Raw genomic sequence first — 16,762 nt, 5'->3', positions numbered from 1 at the left:
CGTGGTGGCCGGCCCGACGGCCGGCCACCACCGCCTCGCTACGGTGTCGAGTAGCCGATCAGCGCGCCGATGCCCGCACCGATCGGGATGGTCACCAGCGCACCGACGCCGCCGAGGAAGAAGCCGAGAACAGCACCGATTCCGGCGCCGATGAGCGCGCCGATCCCCGCATTGTGCTGCTTACGGGCCTGGGTCTCGGCGGCCTCGTCGACGAACTCGGCAGTATGGGCCGTGACGGCGGCCGGTGCGCCCACCGGAGTCAGGGTGAGCGAGCGGCCGTCGGCCGCGATCGCCGCTGCCAGGTCGAAGGTGCCCGCCGTCGAGGCGATTCGGGTCGGAATGGACGCGACCGCACGGCCCTCGCGATCGGTGAGGGTCACGGTGCCGCCCGTGAGGGTGAAGGTGCCGTCGACCACCGAGGTGGTGAGCCCTGCACCGTCGGCCGAGGGGCCCGCGGTGAACGCCACCCCGTTCTCGGTGCCCTGGACAACCGGGGCCGCCGACGGTGCGGCGTGAGCGTTGGTGGTGGCGGTGAGGCCGACAGCCCCGACCGCGAGGACAGCGACCGCGCAGAATTTCTTCATCTTGCCCCTCCAGTCTGCCCGCCGGAGTCCGGCGGAACATCCTCTGCCGGACCGGATCTCGGCCCGAGATCATCTTCACACTGTCCCCGCCGGATGTGAACCCACCAGCGGTCATACCGGAAAAACATCACCGAATGGACGCATTCACCGAATGAGATTGCGACACCGTAGGTTTCGCTATGCCGTCGAAATTCCTCTGTGCCGGATCCGGATTTTCTCGGCAGGATGAGTATTCAGGGAATCGAGCGGAAGGAACGTCATGACGATCCTGGTGACAGGAGCAACGGGCAGTGTCGGACGCAAGGTCGTGGACCAACTGGTCGCGCGAGGGGTCTCCGATATCCGGGCGTTGACGGTGAATCCGGACCGGGCGGCGCTGCCCGCCGGGGTGGTGCCGGTGCGCGGCAATCTGCGTAAGCCGGACAGCCTGGACGGGGTATTCGACGGCGTGGACCGGATCTATCTCGCCCCGGCACCCGAAGTCGTCGGTGCGGTGCTCGAGCGAGCGGCAGCGTCCGGCGTCCGCCACGTCGTCGATCTGTCCGGCGAACCCGACAGCTGGTGGGGGACCGTGAGCAACGCCGTCGAGGACAGTGGGCTGGCGTGGACGCACCTGTGGCCCGCCGACTTCATGGAGAACAGCGTCAGCTGGTCACAGCAGATCCGCGCTACGGGTACGGTTCGCGAACCGCGCCCCGAGACGGCCACCGCACCCGTAGCGATGGACGATATCGCCGCGGTAGCCGCTACCGCTCTGCTCGACGACGACCATTTCGGGCGTGCCTACCCGCTGGCAGGACCGGAAGTCCTCACCCGCGCCGAGCAACTCGCCCAGATCGCCGATGCCATCGGCCGCGAGCTCACCTTCCTCCGATCCGATCGGGCCGAAACCATTGCCGCCCTGGCGCCGAGCATGGGCGACAACACCGAGTGGTACGTCGACAACGTCCTGCTCGGCTACAGCCCGCCGACCGACACGCTGCCGATCACCAGCGTCCAGGACATCACCGGCCGCCCGGCGACCACCTTCCGCGACTGGGCGAAAGCCAATGCCGACCAGTTCCTCGACGGCTGATCCACATGCCTACGGCACCTCAGGGGCTCGTGGCGGTCGAGCTTCATCCGAGCGCGCGGACCCGCAGCGCGCGGGCGAGATGATCGCGTTGCTCGACCACTAGGCGGCGCAGGGCAGCGGGGGCGTCGGTGTTCGTCGCGAGCCAGTTGTCCACGACTGCCAGGGAGTCGGCGGCGGGAAAGAGGCCGATGACGATGCGGCGGGCGATCTCGATGCTGCGCTGCTCCCAGGTCGGACGCAGTCGGGTGAAGTACTCGTCGTCGTAGGAGCCGATCAGGTCGCGGCGGTCGCCTGCGCGGAAACCGTCGATCACGGCGTCGAGGTGGTCGTTGGTGAGCGCGGTGTCGTCGAAGATGCGCGTCCACGCGGCGGCTTTCACGTCCCGGTCCGGGCGGGCGGCAAGGGCATGCAGGTGAGCGGTGTGGCCCGAGGCGGTGTCGTCGCGGGTGAGTTCGGTGTCCAGCTCATCGGTGGTCGCGGCGCCGGTGGCGGCCAGTGCCGTCCAGAGGGCCCACCGTAGGTCGGGGTCAAGGGCCAGACCCTTCGGAGCCGGAGTTTCACCGAGCAACATGTCGCGGATATCGGCGGCCCGCCCCGCGTCGATGGTGGCGGCAGCAGCGGTCGCGCGGGCGAACGCCAGCTGCTCGCCGGAACCGGGCGCAGCGGAGTGCAGTGCCGTCCAGCATGATTCGAGCCATTCCTGGCGCCACCTGTCGCGCTCGGTGGTCGGCAGGTAGTGGCCGATGGCGAAGGAGGCGTTCGAGAGTACCGCCGTGAGCAGGGCCGTATTGGATTCGGCGGGAGCGAAGTCGCGGGCCATCGTCAGGTAGCGGCCGACGGCGAGTTCGCCGTCGCGCGTGGCGTTCCACAGCGCCGACCAGATCAGCCCACGGGCCAGCTGGTCGACCACGCGGTCGAGTGAGCGCTCCACGGTCGCCAGGGAATCGGCGTCGAGACGAACCTTCGCGTAGGTGAGATCGCCGTCGTTGAGCAGCCGCAGGGGAGCGGGGGAGAGGGTGATCGGGGTGCGCTCCTCGACGATGTCGACCTCCACGCGGTCACGGCGGACGAGGTCGCCGTCGGCGTCGAAGTCGTAGAGACCGACCGCGAGCCGGTGCGGGCGCGGATCGGTCTGCACGATGTGGTCGTCGTCGAGGGTTACGGTGGAGACGCCGGTGGTCTGCAACCAGGCGCGCGCCCACGCGTCGAGGTCGCGGCCGGACTCGGCGGACAACTCCGTCAGCAGGTCGCCGAGGGTCGTGTTGCCGAACGCGTGGGCCCGGAAATAGCGGCGGGCGCCCGCGAAAAACGCCTCCCGGCCGACATAGGCGACGAGCTGCTTGAGTACGCTCGCGCCCTTGGCGTAGGTGATGCCGTCGAAATTGAGCTTGGCCGCCTCGAGATCGGTGATGTCGGCGACGATCGGATGCGTCGTCGGCAACTGGTCCTGCAGGTACGCCCACGCCTTACGGCGGTTGGCGAACGCCACCCAGGCGTCGGTCCACTCGGTTGCCTCCGCACTGGCCAGCGCGCCCATGTAGTCGGCGAAGGACTCCTTGAGCCACAGGTCGTCCCACCACACCATGGTGACGAGATCGCCGAACCACATGTGCGCCATCTCGTGCAGAATCGTGTTCGCACGGCCCTCGTATTGCGCCGCCGTCGCCGCACCACGGAACACGTAGGCCTCGGTGAAGGTGACCAAGCCCGGGTTCTCCATGGCGCCGAGGTTGTATTCGGGCACGAACACCTGGTCGTACTTGCCCCAGGGGTACGGGTAGGCGAAATGCTCGGCGAAGAAGTCGAGCCCTTGGCGGGTCACCTCGAGAATCGTGTCCGCGTCCAGATGGCCGGCCAGCGAGGCGCGGCACAGGACGCCGAGCGGGATCGTCAGTTCCCCACGGCTCCAAGAGGATTCGACGCGGTGATACGGACCGGCCGCGACCGCGGTGATGTAGGTGGAAATCGGCAGGGTCGGTGAGAACTCCACCGTCTGATCCGGGCCGTCGACGGTCACGGTATCGGCGGGCCGATTCGACACCACCTCCCAGCCGTCGGGCGCCGTGACGACAAAGGTGAACGGTGCCTTCATATCGGGCTGCTCGAAGCAGGCGAATACCCGGCGCGCGTCCGCCGGCTCGTATTGGGTGTAGAGGTAGGTGCTGCCGTCGACCGGATCGAGGAACCGGTGCAGGCCCTCACCCGAGCGGCTGTACTCGCCGATCGCCCGTACAACGACGACGTTCGATGCCGACAGGCCGGTCACGGTAATCCGTGCGCCGTCGTAGTCGACCGCCACTTCCCGTCCGTTCACGCTGACCGATTCGACTGCGAGACCGAGGAAATCGAGCCACGTCTCGGTCGCCGTGGCGTCGAAGGCGACCGTCGTCGTGGTGGTGAATCCCGGGCGAGTGTGGTCGGCTGCGCCGGACAGGTCGAGTTCGACGCGGTAGTCACGCACGGTGACCGTGGCGGACCGCGCAGTGGTCTCGGAGCGGGTCAGGTTGGCGGTAGTCACGTCCCGATCCTGCCAGTCATGTGGTGGGGGAGGGGAGTGGTTATCGCGGCCCCGGATCTATTCGTCTGAAAGGCAAGGTAATTCGAGTGGCCGGGACCGACGGTCGATGTGCTTACCTGGCGCGGTGCACGCCTCGGACCAGGCTTAGGTCAGTAAATAACATGCCGATAGCGCGATATGCGCATCTACTTATGAATCCCTCTTATTCTTAAACAAAACAACCGGCTACGCCGGCCTTCATGGGACCGCAGGGGGGCAAAACCGCCTTCGGCTCAGCGTGAACAGAATGCTGTTCGCTGTATCCGCCGCCTGGTTTCGTAGGTCCTGTTCGCGCAGGTTCGATCGAAAGGCCCTCGAATGTCCGTTCCAGCCGACGCCGTGCGTGTGGTGAAGCTCGGCGCCCACATCGGTGCCCGCATCGAGGGCATCCGCCTCGGTGGTGACCTCGATGTGCGTTCGGTCGACATCATTCGCGCCGCGCTCGCCGAACACAAGGTGGTCTTCTTCCGCGGTCAGGAGCACCTGAGCGAGGACGGGCAGTACGAATTCGCCGAGCTCCTCGGTGCACCGACCACCCCGCACCCCACGGTGACCTCGGCCGGGGCGAAGAGTCTGGCGATCGACTCGCATCAGACCAGGTCGAATGTGTGGCACACCGATGTCACGTTCGTCGACCGGGTGCCGAAGGCCTCGATCCTGCGGGCGGTGACGCTGCCCGAGTACGGCGGTACGACCACCTGGGCGTCCACCGTCGCGGCGTACGACTCGCTGCCTGCCCCGCTGAAATTGCTCGCGGAGAATCTGCGCGCCAGGCACACCAATCGGTACGACTACGCGGCCGACGTGGTGGACCGAACCGATGATTTCGAACGGGCGTATCGGCGCGAATTCGAGTCGACGTATTTCGAGACCGAGCATCCGGTGGTGGAAGTGCACCCGGAAACCGGTGAGCGTGCCCTGCTGCTCGGTTGCTTCGTGAAGGAGATCGTCGGCGTCTCCAGTAGCGAATCGCGGGCGTTGTTCAGGCTTTTCCAGGATCGGGTGACGCGCCTCGAGCACACGACCCGCTGGAATTGGTCGCTCGGCGATGTCGCGATCTGGGACAACCGGGCCACCCAGCACTACGCCGTGGACGATTACGACGGCGCGCATCGCAGGCTCACCCGGATCACGCTCGGCGGACCGGTCCCGGTCGGTGTCGACGGGCGGCCGAGCACCGTGATCGCGGGCGATGCGCGCGACTATGTCACCGCGCCCCACCGTGCGGCCTGACGCGAATCCGCCGTCGAGCGAGCGGTATCGGTTAGTCTGCGACCGCAGGTATATCCGGCGATCGCGCGCGAATCGGTCCAGCCCGACGATGGGAATGCCGTGAATTTGTGGAGCTATATCCAGGGTCGGGGCGAGGTGCTGACCTTTCTCACCTATCAGCACGCGTCGCTGGCTTTCCAGACCGTGCTGGTGGGAACCGTTGTCGCGGTGCTGATCGCGGTGGCGGTGTACCGGCTGCCGCTGGCGTCGGCATTGACGCTCACGTCGAGCCGGGTGGCGTTGACGATTCCGTCGCTGGCGCTGTTGGCCCTGCTGCTCGTGCCGTTCGGGCTCGGTGTCGTTCCGTCGTTTCTGATGCTGGCGTTCTTCGCGGCGCTGCCGGTGATCGGTAATGCGATCGTCGGCCTGCGCTCGGTACCTGCCTCGGTGGTGGAGTCGGCGCGGGGGATCGGGTTGTCGCGGTGGCGGATTCTGCTCACCGTCGAGCTGCCGATCGCCTGGCCGGTGATCCTCACCGGCATCAGGGTGTCCACGCAGATGATCGTCGGCGTCGCCGCCATCGTCGCCTACGTGCTCGGTCCGGGGCTCGGGTCCCTCATCTTCAACGGGCTCTCGCGGCTCGGTGGCGCGAACGCGCTCGAAATGGCGCTCACCGGAACCATTCTCATCGTTGTCGTCGCGTTGGTGTTCGACGCGCTCCTCGTCCTGCTCGGACGACTCACCATTGCCAAGGGGCTCTCATGACCACGGTGACCACCCCGTCCGAACGCGACGTGACCGGCGCGTCCATCGTCCTCGACTCGGTCGTGAAGCGGTACAAGGGGCAGGACAAGCCGGCCGTCGAGCGGCTGGACCTCGAGATCGAGGCGGGTGAGATCGTCGCCTTCGTCGGGCCGTCGGGGTGCGGGAAGACGACGACCCTGAAGATGATCAACCGGTTGATCGAGCCGACGGAGGGCCGGATCTTCATCGGTGGACGTGATGTGACCAGGGAGGATCCGGACAAGCTCCGTCAGTCCATCGGTTACGTCATCCAGTCGGGTGGGTTGTTCCCGCACTGGTCGGTGGCCAAGAACATCGGGGCGATTCCCCGGGTGCTCGGCTGGGACAAGAAGCGCATCGCCGAGCGCACCGAATATCTGCTCGATCTGGTGGGTCTGGACTCGGCGACCTTCGCCGACCGGCTGCCCAAGGACATGTCCGGCGGCCAGCAGCAGCGCGTGGGTGTGGCGCGGGCACTCGCCGCGGATCCGCCGGTGCTGCTGATGGACGAACCGTTCGGCGCCGTCGATCCGATCACGCGGGTTCGCCTGCAGGACAGCCTGATCGCGATCCAGCACGAGCTGGGTAAGACCATCGTCGTCGTCACCCACGATTTCGAGGAGGCGACCAAGCTCGGCGACCGGGTGCTGATCCTGTCCGAGGGTGGGCATGTGGAGCAGTACGCGCGGCCCGAGGAGATCCTCACCGATCCGGCGACACCGTTCGTGGAGGAATTCGTGGGATCGGGCGCGAAACTGGCATATCTGACGGTGTCCCGGGTGGGTGATGTGGAGGTCGATCCGGTGACGACCGCGCGGATCGGTGAGCCAGCCAAAGAGGTGATCGCCCGGGCGACCCGCGCCGGCCACACCTGGGTGGTCGTGGTCGATTCGGCGGGGCGGCCCCGTTCGTGGCCGTCGCTGCGTGAGGTGTCGAGCAAGCCGGAGGTGTCGGACTATCTGGATCGGCGGCTGCCGGTGGTCGCGCAGTCCTCCACGCTCAACGACGCCCTCGATGCGATGCTCGCGGCGAGCCAGGGCGCCACGCTGGTCACCGACGGGCGGGGCAGGGTGGTCGGTTCGCTCAGTATCGGTGCGGTGACCGACGTGATCCAGACCAAGCTGGCCGAGGCGCACAACGCCGAGGGCGAGACGTCCTACGAGACCTATGTCGATGGTTCGGATCCGACGCCGACCCCGGTGGTCGCCGCGGAGCCGGGGCCGGGTGATCCGGCGTGAAGCGGCTGCGCGCGTTGCCGATCGACGTGTGGTTCGAACCGTTGATCATCGCGGTGATCGGTATCGGGTACGTGCTGTGGTACCGGGCGTCGACGTTCACCGCGACCGAGCAGGCGTCGCTGGGCTGGGCGAATCTGCAGACCACGATCGTCGAGCACGTGCGGCTCACCGTGGTGGCGACGCTGATCGTGGTCGTGGTTGCGATTCCGCTCGGCATCGCGCTGACCAGGCCCGCGTTGCGCAGGCTCGAGCCGCTGGCGGTGAACATCGCCAATATCGGGCAGGCCGCCCCGGCGGTGGGTCTGCTCGTGCTCTTCACGTTCTGGTTGGGGACCGGGTTCCGCACGGCGGTGGTCGGTTTGGTGGTCTATGCGATCCTGCCGATTTTGCAGAACACGATCGTCGGGTTGCGGCAGGTGGATCAGCGCACGATCGAGGCGTCGCGGGGGATCGGGTTCTCCGGGGTGCGAACGCTGGTGCAGGTGGAGTTGCCACTCGCGGTGCCGGTGATCCTTAACGGTGTGCGCACGGCGCTGGTGATCCTGGTCGGTACCGCGACCTTGAGCACGTTCATCGGTGCGACCAGTCTCGGGACGCTCATCACGACCGGCGTCACGTTGTTCTTGCCGAAGTTGCTCATCTCCGGTGCGGTACTCGTCGGGCTGCTCGCGTTGATCATCGACTGGCTCGGCCGGCTCGTGGAGCTGGCCGCGACCCCGCGAGGTATCTCATGAGACGGCTGGTGTGCGCGCTGGTGGCGAGTGTTTCGCTGCTCGCCGGGTGTGGGCTGGTGAGCTCGTCGGGGACATTCCACGACGCGAGCCTGCCCGGTGGCGATCGACCGCTCGAGGGCGCGAAGCTGACGGTGACGTCGAAGAGTTTCACCGAGGGCGTGCTGCTGGGCAAGATCACCGCCACGTATCTGGCCGCGGCGGGCGCGTCGATCACGGATCTGACGGGTGCGCCGGGGTCGGCGTCGTCGCGGCAGGCGCAGCTCAACGGCGACGCGGATGTGCTGTGGGAGTACACGGGTACGGGGTGGGTGAACTACCACAACGAGACCGAGACGATCGTCGACCCGCAGGAGTTGTGGCAGCGGGTGCACGATGTGGAGAAGCGTGATCACGATCTGGAGTGGTTGGCGCCCGCGAATTTCAACGACACCTACGCTTTCGCCGCCTCGACGCCGACGGCCGAACGGTTGGGGGTGCGATCGTTGTCGGAGGTCGCGCAGCTGCCGGTAGCGGAGCGCACGTTCTGTGTCGACGACGAATTCTTCAGTCGCTCGGACGGTTTCATTCCGATGCTGGCGAAGTACGGCATTCCCTACAACGATCCCAACGGGGTGCCCGCGGGCAATGTCACCAGGATGGACGCGGGGGTCGTCTACACCGCGACCGCCAAGGGTGAGCCGTGCCGGTTCGGCATGGTCTACACCACCGACGGTCGGGTGAAGAACCTGAATCTGGTTGTGCTGGAAGACGACAAGAAGTTCTTTCTGCCCTACAGCGGGACCGCTGTGGTGCGTGGTGCGGTGATCGAGGCGCATCCGCAGCTGCGTCCGCTGCTCGGCGCCATCTCCGAGCGGCTCACCGACGATCTGATGCGTGAGCTCAACGGTCGCGTGGACATCGACGGGGAGGACCCGGCCGATGTCGCCTACGAGTGGTTGAAGAGCGCGAACTTGATCGAGTAGGCGCGCGGGTCAGAGGTGGTCGAGGCCGACCATCTTGGTCGCGGCGGCCAGACCGAGCGCGCCGAGAACGGCGACGGCCAGGGATCCGGTGAGGGTCGTGAGACCGAACAAGAAGAACACGCAGGTGGCCAACATGATGCCGGTGCTGGTCAGATCCGTACTCGTCGTATTCGGTGTCCGATTACGTGAGTGGGTCATATCTTCATAGTTGCCAGGAACCGGGGTTACTAAACCGTTATTTTCGGTTCGATCTGCGGGTTTCAGCTGCTCCGGCCCGGGTAGCGCCACAGTGACCGCGAGAGAAAGGCTGTGAGATGCCGAAGACCACGAGCTCGGGCCGGGCGCGGACATCGGAGCTGCCGAGTACGTTGCAGCGTTCCAGCGCGAAGGCACAGCGGACGTTCGCCAAGGCCCACGACGCGGCGCTGGACGAATACGGCACGGAGGAACGCGCCAACCGGGTCGCCTACAGCGCTTTGAAGCACAGTTTCGAGAAGGTGGGGGATCACTGGGAGCCGAAAGGTACCAGGGGGCCGTCGGATTCGCGGGCTGCTTCCGGCGGTCGGACGCCGCGCGGTGAGAGCGCCGAAGGGGTGAACGCGAATGCGACCAAGAGTCACCTCATCGATGTCGCCGGGCGGTTGTCGATCACCGGAAGGTGGCGGATGACCAAGGAGGAACTGGTCGAGGCGATCGAGAAGGCCAACCGGCGCGCGACCGCGCGGGCGCGGTCCTGAGATGACCGCCCGCGGCGGTGGTGACGACCAGACATATGGTCGCGCCGTGCTCTACGGCGTGTGTGTGATCGGCTTCTCGGCGATCGTCTTCGCCGCAGTGAACTTCTGGGCAGCGACGCGCAAGAATTGTGCGGGCGCGCAGACTCACGTGTGCGATACCCCGGCGCAGGCTGCCATGATGATCGGTCCGTCGCTGGTGTTGCTGGCCGGTGGGATCGGTGCTTTTGTGCACACCTATCAGCGTTATCGCGACGGGCGGTCGTGGCGGGTGTGGCAGGGGGCAGGATGGTTCCTGTTCATCCTGATGACCGCGTATCTGATGATTTCCGCTGGTACCACGGTGACCGGGTGACCAGTCCGGACGGCACCGCAGGGCGGACGGGCCCTGCGGTGCCGATCGGGCTAGTTCTGCGGCAGAGGTGAGGATTTCTGGCCGCCGGTTCGGGTGCGCGGTGGCTTCACGCCCTGCATGATGTCGTTCCACCACGACTGCAGTGGGCTCGGTTCGGGCCAGCTGACAACGGTGGCGTCGGGCTCGGTGGCCGGTTCGGTGGTGTCGAAGACAGGATGATCGGAATAGCGCATTGCACAACTTCCTCGAGAGAACTGAACTGCTTCTTCACTGATGTGTTGGGGTGCCCCGGTCGGGTTCGCGGTGTGTCCACACACGCAGGCTCGGTCGGGGCGGATCGGTCGACGTCGAGATGACGTCGGCCAGGTCTGTGTGCAGGGTCAGCCACTGGGCGAGTCCGGCGGCGGTGATGATGCGGTCGACGACCGAAGGCGCGGCTTTGACCACGCTCACCCGGATGGTGTCGTGTTGCTGGGCGCGACAGGCCAGATCGATGATCGATCGGCACGACATGAAGGTGACCTCGTCGAGGTCGACGACCAACTGCCTGCAATCCGATGCTCGCTGGAAGGCGTCGTCGAGGACGCGGCGCCAGCGGGTGATGGTGTAGGCGTCGATGTCGCCGCGCACGTACAGGACGATCGCGTTCGACCGGGTCTCGAGGTCGGCACTCACGCGCGCCGACACATCCGGTGGTTCGCCGTCGAAGGCGGGTAGTTCGTATCGTCGTACGTGGCTGGAATGGGTGTTCACGAGTACTCGATTTCCTCGGCACCGGCAGGCCTCGCGCGCTGCGCCGACCGGTCCTGGATCCTCAAGATCGGCTGGTACTACCCATTTGAGCACGCCGGTACGCCGCTGTCATGGACTGTGACCGACTCGATGCCGAAATTCGGGATCCAGCCGTGACCTGCGAGGCGACGACGCGTTCGGGCGGGCGGTGAATACGGAGGGCTAGGACCGATCGGGAGGAAATGTCGGCCGACGAGCGTTTTCTTGTCGAACGGGTCGTCGGCTTGGCATAACAGTACGCACGCAGGCGGGCCAGGGCTTCGTCTGCCGACGTCGTGCCGGTCGGGGTTGTACTGGTCCCTGGGATGGTCCGGGGGTGCACCCTCCACCGAGCCCCCCGATCTCCTGATGTCTGCGCTACCGCGTTAAAGGCCCCGGCCCGGGTTCACCCTTGGTGTCGGTCAGTGTCGGCCTTCCGCGAATTCCTCGACGATCTTCGCGCAGAAGGCCGGCAAATCGTCGGGGTTGCGGCTCGAGACGAGCCCGTTGTCGGTGACGACCTCCTCGTCGACGACGGTGCCGCCCGCGTTGCGGATGTCGGTGCGCACACTGGGGTAGCCGGTGAGGGTGCGGCCGCGTACCGCGTCGGCCTCGACGAGGGTCCAGGGGCCGTGGCAGATGACGCCGATGGGTTTGCCGGTCGCCGCGAACTGCTTCACGAAGCCGACCGCCGAGGAGTCCTGGCGGAGTTTGTCGGGGTTGGTGGTGCCGCCGGGCAGGATGAGGGCGTCGTAGTCGTCGGGGCTGGCCTGGCTGACGACCTGGTCCACGGTGAAGGTGTCGCCCTTCTCGACGTCGTGGTTCATCGCCTGGATGCTGCCCGATTCCAGGGAGAGCAGGGTGGTGGTCGCGCCCGCGTCTTCGACGGCGGCGCGGGGTTGCACGAGTTCGACCTGTTCGACGCCGTCGGTGGCCAGGATGGCGACGCGCTTACCGGTCAGTGGCTGCTGGGGCATGGTGCACTCCTCACGTGGACGACTTTCACGGTGGTCATTTCGTCGAGCAGTTCGGGGCCGTAGCCGAAGCCGTTGCCGGAACGGCCGCGGGGTTGGGCGGCTCCGCCGGGGGCGCCACCGAAGACGGCGTTGATCTTCACGGTTGCGACAGGCAAAGTGCGCCAGGCTCTTTGGGCGTGGTCCATGGAACCTGTCAGGACGGTGGCGGCGAGGCCGTATTCACCGGTGGCGGCTTCGTCGAGCCCGGTGTCGAAGTCGGGGACCACCCGGACCGGGGCGACCGGGCCGAAGGTTTCCTCGCGCAGCACCCGCATCTGGGGCAGGCAGTCGGTGAGGACGGTGGCCGGGTAGGTCGCGTCGGGCCCGTCGGGGATGTGGCCGCCGACGAGGACGCGGGCGCCGTGGTCGACGGCGTCGGCGACGTGATCGTGGACGTGGGCGCGTTGGCGGGCGTCGACGAGTGGTTGCGGGTGTTCGTTCCATGCGGCGGCGCGGGCGCACAGTGCTTCGAGGAAGCGGGGGGCGACGGCGGTGTGGACGTAGATGCGTTCGACCGAGGTGCAGATCTGGCCCGCGTTGGCGAACGCGCCGAGCGCGGCCTGTTCGGCGGCCCATTCGGGGTCGACGTCGGCGTCGATGAGCAGTGGGTCGTTGCCGCCGTTCTCGAGCAGCACCTTGGCGCCGGTGCGGGCGGCCGCGGCGGCGATGCGCTGTCCGGTCTCGCTGCTGCCGACATGGGCGATGACGTCGACCTCGGGGGAGGACGCGAGCAGGGCGCCGATGTCGCCACCACCGGTGACGGTGGCGAGGACCGCGTCGGGGAAGTGGGGCGACATGATCTGTCCGAGGAGTTCGCCGGTGCGGGGACACCGTTCGCTCGGCTTGTGCAGCACCGTGTTTCCGGTGACGACGGCGGCGCCGAGCAGCCCGCAGGCGATGGCGACCGGGTCGTTCCACGGGGTGAGAGCGACGACCACACCGCGTGGTTCCGGGATCATGAAGTCGGTGGCCTCGGGGGAGCCCTGCAGCGATTTGCCGCGATGCAGGGGGCCGAGTTCGGCGTACTGGTCGAGGGTGGACGCACCCGCGAGGACGCCCTCGCGTCCGGAGGCGGCGGGGCGTCCGGTTTCGGATTCGAGGGTGGTTGCGAGGTCGTCGGCGTGGGCGCGCACGGCCGCTGCGGCGGCGCGGAGCATCCCGGCGCGGTCGGCGGGTGGGACGCTTGCCCAGCCGAGTTGGGCGGCGCGCGCGCAGCGCACCGCGTCGGCGATCTCCTCGGGGGAGGTGGTGGGGGGTGCGGCGGTTGTGGTCATGTGGTCGGCATACCCGGTGGGCGGCGGGGAAACAGGAATCATGTTGGGGGATGGTCGGTTTCGTCTGTTCGGCCGCGCCTGCTTCCGGTGTAGGCGCTTTCGCGGAACCGGTCGAGCGCGTGCGGGACCAGGGCGACACCGGACGGGCGGTTGAGGATCGGGTCGAAGAAGTCGGTGCGGTATTCGCCGGGTTCGGCGCGGCGCAGGTCGAGTTCGCCGACGGGGATCGGGTCTCCGCCGAGCGATTCGGCGGTGAGGGAGAACCGCAGGAGGTGATCGTTGTCGAGGTGGTCGCGCAGTGCTTGCAGGGAGGCGGTGCCGGGCAGGTCGTCGAGGGGTTCGGCGAACAACCAGACCGGTGCGTCGTCGCCGAAGCGGTAGGGCATCAGCGAACCGAAGCAGGCGCGGTCCCAGCCGCGTGCGGCGGTGATGACGAACCGGCCGAGGGTGCCGCGTCCGGTGGTGGCCAGGGCGAAGTCCCAGGGGTGGTCGTCGCGGTCGAGGACACGGAAGGCCAGGCCGAGTACGTCGGGGATGCCGGTCGGGGTGCCGATGCCTTTGGACAGTCTGCCGATGACGGCGCGTTCGCCCGGCCCGAACCAGGGCACGAAGTCGGCGGCGGCGTGGAAGCGTCCGGCCAGGCGCAGGCCGCGCGGATGGAACACCCGCGCGTGCCTGACCTTGGCACCGGCCTGGAAAGCGGTGCGTACCAAGGTGTTCGGAAGGTCGGTGAGGGTCGCTTTGTCGATCATCGGCGGCGGTCCACGGTAGTCGCGACGGTGCGGGGCAGCAGGGCGCCCAGGGCGATCATGCCGAGCCCGAGGCCCAGGTGCAGCCAGTTGTCGGCGTCGTTGAGCGGGACGAAGTTGGCGTCGCTGTGCTCGTCGATCAGCAATCCGTAGAGCCACAGGACGAGGTAGACGACACCGCCGCCGATCAGGAACGTCCGCGCGGTCGCGGCGCTCGCGGCGGCGAGCAGGCCGAGGATGCCGAAGACGAGGTGCACGATGTTGTGCAGCACCGACACGGCGAACACGCCGAACAGCTTCGCGTGCGATTCGTGTCCTGCCCACTGCAGGTGGTCGTAGTCGGTGGTGATGCCGGGGATGAATCCGAGGACACCGACCAGCAGGAAGACCGCGCCGACGGCCAGCGAGGCCAGCTGGATCGGTGAGCGGGCCGAACCCGTTCTGCCTACACGTGTGGACACGGCGTGCTCCTTTCGGATGGGCCGGGTGTGCCCGGCCCGCTTGCCTGGACGACGGGCGCATGCCCGCTGAGCTGGGTGGTAAACGCGCGTTCAGTGGCGCGCAGCGCCGGGATCACCGCCACCCGACCACCTCCGCCATCGCGTCGGTCACGGCTGGTTCGGGCTCGGCGAGCGAGGACGCCGCACCGTTGCACACGAATTCGGCGGCCGCGCTCACCGCGTGGCGGACCGCGGGTTCGGTCGACTCGCCTTCGGCCAGCACCACGGTGACGGCCGCGGCGAATCGGTCACCGGCCCCGCAGATATCGACGCCCTCGGGGGCACGGCGCCCCGGTGGCACCTGTATACGCATCCCGGCCGGGAATTCCGCACCGCACAGATAGGCGCCCTCGGCCCCGAGGGTGACTCCGACCGCCCGCGCCGACCACAGGCGGGCCAGGGTGCTCGTGTCGCGGATCGAGGAGGCCGAATCGAGCAATCGCAATGCCTCGCTGCGGTTGGGGGTGACGATGGCGGTGTCGGGGATCGGTAGCGAGCCCAGCGGGTGCGGGTCCCACACCACCGGGATGCGTGGGGCGAGGGTGCGCAGCAGACCACGGATCTGCGGGTGCGAGGTCATGCCGCGGCCGTAGTCGGACACCAGCACACCCGAGGCGCGGGCCAGGACGCTGTCGATATCGGTGGGGATCGGCCCCGGCGCCACCTTGCCGGTACCCGAATCGCAGCGGGCGATCACCACGGGATCCTCACCGTCGGTGCAGCGTCCGTCGGCGCGCACCCGCTGCTTGCACACCGTCGAACCGTGCAGAGGCACACCGATGACCTGCACGTACGGTTCGAGCAGTGCGCGCAACTGGTGTCCGGCGTGGTCGTTGGCGAAACCGCCCACGAGGACCACCTCGTCGGCGTCGCCCGCGGCGAGGCGGGCGGCCAGACCCGCCCCGCCGGGGCGGTAGCGGGTGGTGGTGACGTCGACGATCGGGGCGTCGTCCTGGCTGTAGCGTTCGCAGTGACCGTCGACGTCGATGTCGAGGAAGACGTCACCGAGCACGACGATCGGTCCTGGATGGGCGGTCACAGTGCCTCCAATGCGGCATCGAGGGCGGTGCACAGGGCGTGGACGAGCACGAGGTGCATTTCCTGCACGGTGGCGGTGCTGTCGGCTTCGACGGCGATCGCGTCGTCGCAGACCGAGGCGAGGGTGTTCGGTGGTGGGCCGGTCAGCGCCCAGGTGGTGATGCCCATTTCGTGGGCGGCTTTGGCGGTGGCGACGACGTTGGGGCTGCTGCCGCTGGTGGAGAGCACGACGAGGGCGTCGCCGGGGCGGCCGTGGGCGCGCAGCTGGCGGGCGAACATCTCCTCGATGCCGTAGTCGTTGACGATGGCGGTGGTCGCGGAGGTGTCGCAGTGCAGGGCGATCGCGGCCAACGGCCGGCGTTCGGTGCGGAACCGGCCGGTGAGTTCGGCGCTGAGGTGCTGGGCTTCGGCGGCGCTGCCACCGTTTCCGCAGGTGAACAGTCGCCCGTTGCGTTGGTAGATGTCGGCGAGTTGTTCGCCCCAGGACCAGATGCGGCGGATCGAGGCGGTCCGGTTGCGTTCCAGGGCGGCGCCGAGCGCACCGAAGTGGTGTTCGAGGTTCGCACCGGTCTCGGCGACCAGGTGGCGGGTGCCGGGTGGATTGTTCATGGCGCGGGCTCCTTTCGTGCGGCGCCCGTCATGGCGAGGGCGACGGCGGTCGGCAGGTCCTGGGCGACGAGGGCGGTGGCGCGCGCGTGGTCGATCTCCGCACGCCGGGTGATGGGGGTCGGCACCAGGATCGCGGCGCATCCGGCGGCCTGAGCGGCCTCGATATCGGCGCCGATATCACCGATCAGGACACAGTCGGCGGGCGCGACCCCGAGTTCTTCGGTGGCACGAAAGACCATGCCCGGGGCGGGTTTGCGGCATGTGCAGCCGTCGTCGGGACCGTGCGGGCAGATCTGCCAGGTGCCGAACGGGCCGAGTAGCTGTTCGACGGCGGCGTTGACCGCACGGACCTGGGCGTGGGTGATGAGGCCACGGGCGATGCCGGACTGGTTGCTCACCACACCGATCGGGATCCCTTCGGCGCGCAACCGGGCCAATGCGTCGGCGGCACCGGGCACGGGGCGCACCAGTGCCGGGTCGCCGAGGTAGGGGACATCGTCGATGAGCGTCGCATCACGATCGAAGAGCACGGCTGCAGGAGGGGCGGAACGCGATCGACCGTTTCGATCGA

At 67.8% G+C, this 16,762-nt stretch carries 20 protein-coding genes; 8 read left to right on the top strand and 12 right to left on the bottom strand.

The features are described 5' to 3' along the window. Positions 1 to 38: 38 nt before the first annotated feature. Positions 39 to 584, bottom strand: a complete 546-nt coding sequence (locus tag ACWEVR_RS11160) for a hypothetical protein (protein ID WP_452466790.1) — start codon at positions 582 to 584, stop codon at positions 39 to 41. A 259-nt stretch (positions 585 to 843) separates the two neighbouring features. Here ACWEVR_RS11160 and ACWEVR_RS11155 point away from each other — a divergent pair, with 259 nt between their 5' ends. After that, complete coding sequence (locus tag ACWEVR_RS11155; protein WP_452466789.1) at positions 844 to 1,659, top strand: SDR family oxidoreductase; 816 nt, start codon at positions 844 to 846, stop codon at positions 1,657 to 1,659. Positions 1,660 to 1,702: 43 nt separating this feature from the next. Here the strand turns inward: ACWEVR_RS11155 and pepN are convergent, their stop codons facing one another. Next, entirely contained in the window at positions 1,703 to 4,177 is a 2,475-nt protein-coding gene (gene pepN / locus ACWEVR_RS11150; RefSeq protein ID WP_452466788.1) for an aminopeptidase N, read from the bottom strand. 357 nt (positions 4,178 to 4,534) lie between these two features. On the opposite strand from pepN, the gene ACWEVR_RS11145 reads away from it, so the two are divergent. The 5 genes from ACWEVR_RS11145 (at position 4,535) to ACWEVR_RS11125 (ending at position 9,145) form a co-directional block, all read left to right on the top strand. Continuing rightward, entirely contained in the window at positions 4,535 to 5,449 is a 915-nt protein-coding gene (locus tag ACWEVR_RS11145; RefSeq protein ID WP_452466787.1) for a TauD/TfdA dioxygenase family protein, read from the top strand. A 99-nt stretch (positions 5,450 to 5,548) separates the two neighbouring features. Then, positions 5,549 to 6,193: an ABC transporter permease gene (locus tag ACWEVR_RS11140; RefSeq protein WP_067489676.1), complete on the top strand. Its 645-nt coding sequence runs from the start codon at positions 5,549 to 5,551 to the stop codon at positions 6,191 to 6,193. Further along, positions 6,190 to 7,449 carry an ATP-binding cassette domain-containing protein gene (locus tag ACWEVR_RS11135; RefSeq protein ID WP_452466786.1) on the top strand — a complete coding sequence of 420 codons (1,260 nt, stop codon included), beginning with the start codon at positions 6,190 to 6,192 and terminating at the stop codon, positions 7,447 to 7,449. Before ACWEVR_RS11140 ends, ACWEVR_RS11135 begins: the two co-directional genes overlap by 4 nt. Beyond that, the gene (locus ACWEVR_RS11130; RefSeq protein WP_452466785.1) at positions 7,446 to 8,183 is read left to right on the top strand and encodes an ABC transporter permease; all 738 of its coding nucleotides are present in this window, start codon (positions 7,446 to 7,448) and stop codon (positions 8,181 to 8,183) included. Before ACWEVR_RS11135 ends, ACWEVR_RS11130 begins: the two co-directional genes overlap by 4 nt. Then, on the top strand, positions 8,180 to 9,145 hold the full coding sequence (locus ACWEVR_RS11125; RefSeq protein ID WP_452466784.1) for a glycine betaine ABC transporter substrate-binding protein: 966 nt from the start codon (positions 8,180 to 8,182) through the stop codon (positions 9,143 to 9,145). Before ACWEVR_RS11130 ends, ACWEVR_RS11125 begins: the two co-directional genes overlap by 4 nt. Positions 9,146 to 9,154: 9 nt before the next feature. Here ACWEVR_RS11125 and ACWEVR_RS11120 read toward each other — a convergent pair whose 3' ends face one another. Then, entirely contained in the window at positions 9,155 to 9,343 is a 189-nt protein-coding gene (locus ACWEVR_RS11120; protein WP_452466783.1) for a hypothetical protein, read from the bottom strand. Positions 9,344 to 9,459: 116 nt separating this feature from the next. Here ACWEVR_RS11120 and ACWEVR_RS11115 point away from each other — a divergent pair, with 116 nt between their 5' ends. After that, positions 9,460 to 9,882: a ChaB family protein gene (locus ACWEVR_RS11115; RefSeq protein WP_067489684.1), complete on the top strand. Its 423-nt coding sequence runs from the start codon at positions 9,460 to 9,462 to the stop codon at positions 9,880 to 9,882. 46 nt (positions 9,883 to 9,928) lie between these two features. Further along, on the top strand, positions 9,929 to 10,234 hold the full coding sequence (locus tag ACWEVR_RS11110; RefSeq protein ID WP_452466782.1) for a hypothetical protein: 306 nt from the start codon (positions 9,929 to 9,931) through the stop codon (positions 10,232 to 10,234). Between the two features lie 50 nt (positions 10,235 to 10,284). Here the strand turns inward: ACWEVR_RS11110 and ACWEVR_RS11105 are convergent, their stop codons facing one another. The 9 genes from ACWEVR_RS11105 to ACWEVR_RS11065 all read right to left on the bottom strand — a co-directional run bounded on the left by ACWEVR_RS11105 (position 10,285) and on the right by ACWEVR_RS11065 (position 16,721). Then, positions 10,285 to 10,467 (bottom strand): hypothetical protein, encoded by a 183-nt coding sequence (locus tag ACWEVR_RS11105; protein WP_452466781.1) that lies wholly within the window; start codon positions 10,465 to 10,467, stop codon positions 10,285 to 10,287. Between the two features lie 34 nt (positions 10,468 to 10,501). Beyond that, positions 10,502 to 10,987 carry an anti-sigma factor antagonist gene (locus ACWEVR_RS11100; protein ID WP_452466780.1) on the bottom strand — a complete coding sequence of 162 codons (486 nt, stop codon included), beginning with the start codon at positions 10,985 to 10,987 and terminating at the stop codon, positions 10,502 to 10,504. Between the two features lie 440 nt (positions 10,988 to 11,427). Next, positions 11,428 to 11,982, bottom strand: a complete 555-nt coding sequence (locus ACWEVR_RS11095) for a type 1 glutamine amidotransferase domain-containing protein (protein ID WP_067638597.1) — start codon at positions 11,980 to 11,982, stop codon at positions 11,428 to 11,430. Further along, the gene (locus tag ACWEVR_RS11090) at positions 11,964 to 13,295 is read right to left on the bottom strand and encodes an aldehyde dehydrogenase family protein (protein WP_452466779.1); all 1,332 of its coding nucleotides are present in this window, start codon (positions 13,293 to 13,295) and stop codon (positions 11,964 to 11,966) included. The genes ACWEVR_RS11095 and ACWEVR_RS11090 overlap by 19 nt, the downstream gene beginning before the upstream one ends. A 38-nt stretch (positions 13,296 to 13,333) precedes the next feature. Next, positions 13,334 to 14,047, bottom strand: a complete 714-nt coding sequence (locus tag ACWEVR_RS11085; RefSeq protein WP_452466778.1) for a phosphodiesterase — start codon at positions 14,045 to 14,047, stop codon at positions 13,334 to 13,336. Beyond that, positions 14,044 to 14,505, bottom strand: a complete 462-nt coding sequence (locus tag ACWEVR_RS11080; protein WP_452466777.1) for a DUF4383 domain-containing protein — start codon at positions 14,503 to 14,505, stop codon at positions 14,044 to 14,046. Before ACWEVR_RS11080 ends, ACWEVR_RS11085 begins: the two co-directional genes overlap by 4 nt. A gap of 112 nt (positions 14,506 to 14,617) precedes the next feature. Further along, positions 14,618 to 15,583, bottom strand: a complete 966-nt coding sequence (locus tag ACWEVR_RS11075; protein ID WP_452466776.1) for a PfkB family carbohydrate kinase — start codon at positions 15,581 to 15,583, stop codon at positions 14,618 to 14,620. Then, positions 15,580 to 16,191, bottom strand: coding sequence for a D-sedoheptulose-7-phosphate isomerase (locus tag ACWEVR_RS11070; protein WP_452466775.1), 612 nt, complete (start codon positions 16,189 to 16,191; stop codon positions 15,580 to 15,582). The genes ACWEVR_RS11075 and ACWEVR_RS11070 overlap by 4 nt, the downstream gene beginning before the upstream one ends. Beyond that, entirely contained in the window at positions 16,188 to 16,721 is a 534-nt protein-coding gene (locus tag ACWEVR_RS11065) for an HAD-IIIA family hydrolase (protein ID WP_452466774.1), read from the bottom strand. The genes ACWEVR_RS11070 and ACWEVR_RS11065 overlap by 4 nt, the downstream gene beginning before the upstream one ends. Positions 16,722 to 16,762: the final 41 nt, after the last annotated feature.

The organism is Nocardia sp. NPDC003979 (assembly GCF_053605015.1).
The sequence above is the reverse complement of the archived record's forward strand: the minus strand, read 5'-3'. Positions and strand labels throughout refer to the sequence as shown.

Coding starts and splice junctions, on each gene's coding strand:
- ACWEVR_RS11090 (WP_452466779.1), bottom strand. CDS start 13,295: ATGACCACAACCGCCGCACCCCCCACCACCTCCCCCGAGGAGATCGCC.
- ACWEVR_RS11070 (WP_452466775.1), bottom strand. CDS start 16,191: ATGAACAATCCACCCGGCACCCGCCACCTGGTCGCCGAGACCGGTGCG.
- ACWEVR_RS11160 (WP_452466790.1), bottom strand. CDS start 584: ATGAAGAAATTCTGCGCGGTCGCTGTCCTCGCGGTCGGGGCTGTCGGC.
- ACWEVR_RS11085 (WP_452466778.1), bottom strand. CDS start 14,047: ATGATCGACAAAGCGACCCTCACCGACCTTCCGAACACCTTGGTACGC.
- ACWEVR_RS11115 (WP_067489684.1), top strand. CDS start 9,460: ATGCCGAAGACCACGAGCTCGGGCCGGGCGCGGACATCGGAGCTGCCG.
- ACWEVR_RS11135 (WP_452466786.1), top strand. CDS start 6,190: ATGACCACGGTGACCACCCCGTCCGAACGCGACGTGACCGGCGCGTCC.
- ACWEVR_RS11145 (WP_452466787.1), top strand. CDS start 4,535: ATGTCCGTTCCAGCCGACGCCGTGCGTGTGGTGAAGCTCGGCGCCCAC.
- ACWEVR_RS11155 (WP_452466789.1), top strand. CDS start 844: ATGACGATCCTGGTGACAGGAGCAACGGGCAGTGTCGGACGCAAGGTC.
- ACWEVR_RS11120 (WP_452466783.1), bottom strand. CDS start 9,343: ATGACCCACTCACGTAATCGGACACCGAATACGACGAGTACGGATCTG.
- ACWEVR_RS11105 (WP_452466781.1), bottom strand. CDS start 10,467: ATGCGCTATTCCGATCATCCTGTCTTCGACACCACCGAACCGGCCACC.
- ACWEVR_RS11125 (WP_452466784.1), top strand. CDS start 8,180: ATGAGACGGCTGGTGTGCGCGCTGGTGGCGAGTGTTTCGCTGCTCGCC.
- ACWEVR_RS11095 (WP_067638597.1), bottom strand. CDS start 11,982: ATGCCCCAGCAGCCACTGACCGGTAAGCGCGTCGCCATCCTGGCCACC.